The organism is Frankia gtarii, assembly GCF_025403375.1.
GTDB lineage: Bacteria > Actinomycetota > Actinomycetes > Frankiales > Frankiaceae > Frankia > Frankia gtarii.
In genome coordinates, this window is sequence record NZ_JAMPTM010000484.1 from 1 (window position 1) to 2,341 (window position 2,341).

Below are 2,341 nucleotides of genomic sequence, written 5' to 3' on the forward strand. Positions count from 1 at the left end.
CCCCGGCCGGGCGAGGGGCGCGCCGGCCGCGCCGGGTGGTCGGACCGGGGGGCGAGGCCGTCCGCGGCGGCGCCGGCCGGCGCACCGCGCGACGGTGCTGATCCCGGCGCTGCAGGCGGTTGGCCGTCGGATCGGGGACGATCACGGCAGGACGAACGTTCTTCCGGAGGGCGGCGGCGTGCCGTCGGCCGCCCGATCGCCGGAGAGTTTGGCGAGGCGGAATTGACCGGCGGGTGGGAGTTGCCCGGCGGTTCGGCGCGGCGTGATAGGTCCAGTGCGAAGCGACGGGATGGAAATAACTCGACAAAAGTTCGAAAATCTGACGTCCCGGAAGAGTTGCGGCGAGAACTCGCGCGGCCGCGACCAACCCGCATGGATCGTGACCACGGATCGCCGCGGGGGAAGCCGGGTGAATCCGAGCGGGGTATCGGTCTGGGGGATGATGTGGATGGTGAGGGTCTCGTCCGGGATGGTCATCGTGACGGTCATCGTCGGGCAACCGGCCCGCGGCGAGGCAGGCGCGACACCTGAGCGCCACCACAGCGCCAGTTATAGCTATGACCGTTTACTATCCGCTATCGGCTATGCTCACAAATCGGTTCGTCAGATCTAGACCCGTGGTCCGGCAATCGGGCCGGATGCTCCTGTGGGGGGCCACTTTGAGTCCGCTTCACGTCCTGCTGGAGGTGTCGGTGCGTCAGCTCGCCGGCTCTCCGATCCGCGTGCGGGCCCGGTCCGCCCGTTCTGAGTCCGGGGCGGGCGCGTCATGAGCCGCAACGCACAGGCGGGAGGCGAGACCAGCCGGGCCCCGTCCGCTCCCTCGCTGTTCCGCATCATCCAGCCGCGCCTGCTGATCATCGTCATCGTGGTCGTGATCTTCGCGGCGCTGGCGGCCATCTACTCCAAGGCGCAGTCGGCCACCTACGCGTCGAGCGCGCGGATCTTCCTGTCCACGGATTCGGGCACGCTCGCCAACTCGGTCGACGCGACCCGCTTCGTCCAGACCCAGGCGCAGTTCGCCCAGTCCTCGGCGGCCGTGGCGAAGATCGCGACGGCGCTCAAGCTGCCCGAGTCGGATGTGACGGGCCGGCTGAGCACGTCCCCGTCGGACGAGGGCTACTTCTTCGTCATGAAGGGCACGGGGTCCACTCAGCAGGCGGCGACGGACCTGGTCAAGGCGGGTGAGGCGGCGTACAGCACGCTGCTGACGAGCTACGGCCCCAACAGCGAGTCCTCCGTGGACGCGCTGATCAAGCTGCGTGACCAGGTCGTCGCCGAGCAGGCCGCCGCCGGCCAGGGGGCCGACGCGGCCGGGGTGAACGCAAACGCCGTGCGAAATAAGCAGATCGGGGACCTCAACGACAAGATTGCCACGGCCCGCACCGCGTCGGTGCTGGGCAGCTCGGCGATCAAGTTGGCCGAGCCTCCGGTCGCGAGCGGCCAGGGCGGTCCCAACCTGCTGCGCAACATCCTCGTCGCGGCGATCGTGGGCCTGCTCGGTTCCATCGCGGCTATCTGGATCATGTACCAGCGGCGGCCGACGATTCTCGACCCGCACAACCCGTCGGACACCCTCGGCGTCCCGCTGATCGCCGCGCTGGAGCCGGGGCGCACGACGGCGAGCGCGGCCGAGACGCTCGTCTCGGCGATGTCGGCGGTGATGTCGCCGACCAGCAAGGTGGTCGCGTTCACCCCGGCGTCGCGCGGGGACCTCGCCGCCGACCTCGTCGCCTCCGTTGCCGCCGCCTGGTCGGACGACCAGGGGGTCGTGCTGATCCTCGACACCTCCCCGTCGTCGGAGGTGCGGGCGTCGCTGGAGGGTCTGCCGCGGGCGACCTCCGGGGAGCTGCCGCGCTGGGCGCACGAGCCGACCTGCCTGGCCCGCTCGTCCGGCACCGGCCGCGGGCACATCCTCTACAACCGGGTCTCCCCGGCCCGGGCGGCGCGCCCCGGCGGCCTCGCGCCGATCCTCGCCGACCGCGCCCCCGTCGTCGACCTGGTCATCCTGGTCACCTCGGCGCTGGCCGAGCTGCCGATGACCGCGGCGTCGGCGATCCAGGCCGACGCGGTCGTGGTCATCACGTCCACCGAGACGCACCTCAAGGAGCTGGAGCAGGTGCCGCGGGACTGGCCGGCGCTCGCCGAGCGGGTCGTCGGCGTCGTCCACGACGGCCGGACCGGCATCCGCCGGGCGACCGGCAACGTCACCCCGGAACGTCGCTCCTCGGTCGACACGATCACGTCGAACTCGCCCGTGGGCGGCGGCGAAAGCGTGTCCAACGGCAAGCGCGGCGGCATGGATCCGGAGACCACCGACCGCTACGCCCGCCCGGCCCGGTAA

Annotated in this window: 2 protein-coding genes; one reads left to right on the plus strand and one right to left on the minus strand. The window is 71.3% G+C overall.

All coding sequences use genetic code 11. The features are described from left to right. Positions 1-141 precede the first annotated feature (141 nt). On the minus strand, positions 142-477 hold the full coding sequence (locus NBZ83_RS31690; RefSeq protein ID WP_261576461.1) for a hypothetical protein: 336 nt from the start codon (positions 475-477) through the stop codon (positions 142-144). A 289-nt stretch (positions 478-766) separates the two neighbouring features. Between NBZ83_RS31690 and NBZ83_RS31695 the strand changes: the two genes are divergently transcribed. Then, complete coding sequence (locus NBZ83_RS31695) at positions 767-2,341, plus strand: Wzz/FepE/Etk N-terminal domain-containing protein (protein WP_261568655.1); 1,575 nt, start codon at positions 767-769, stop codon at positions 2,339-2,341.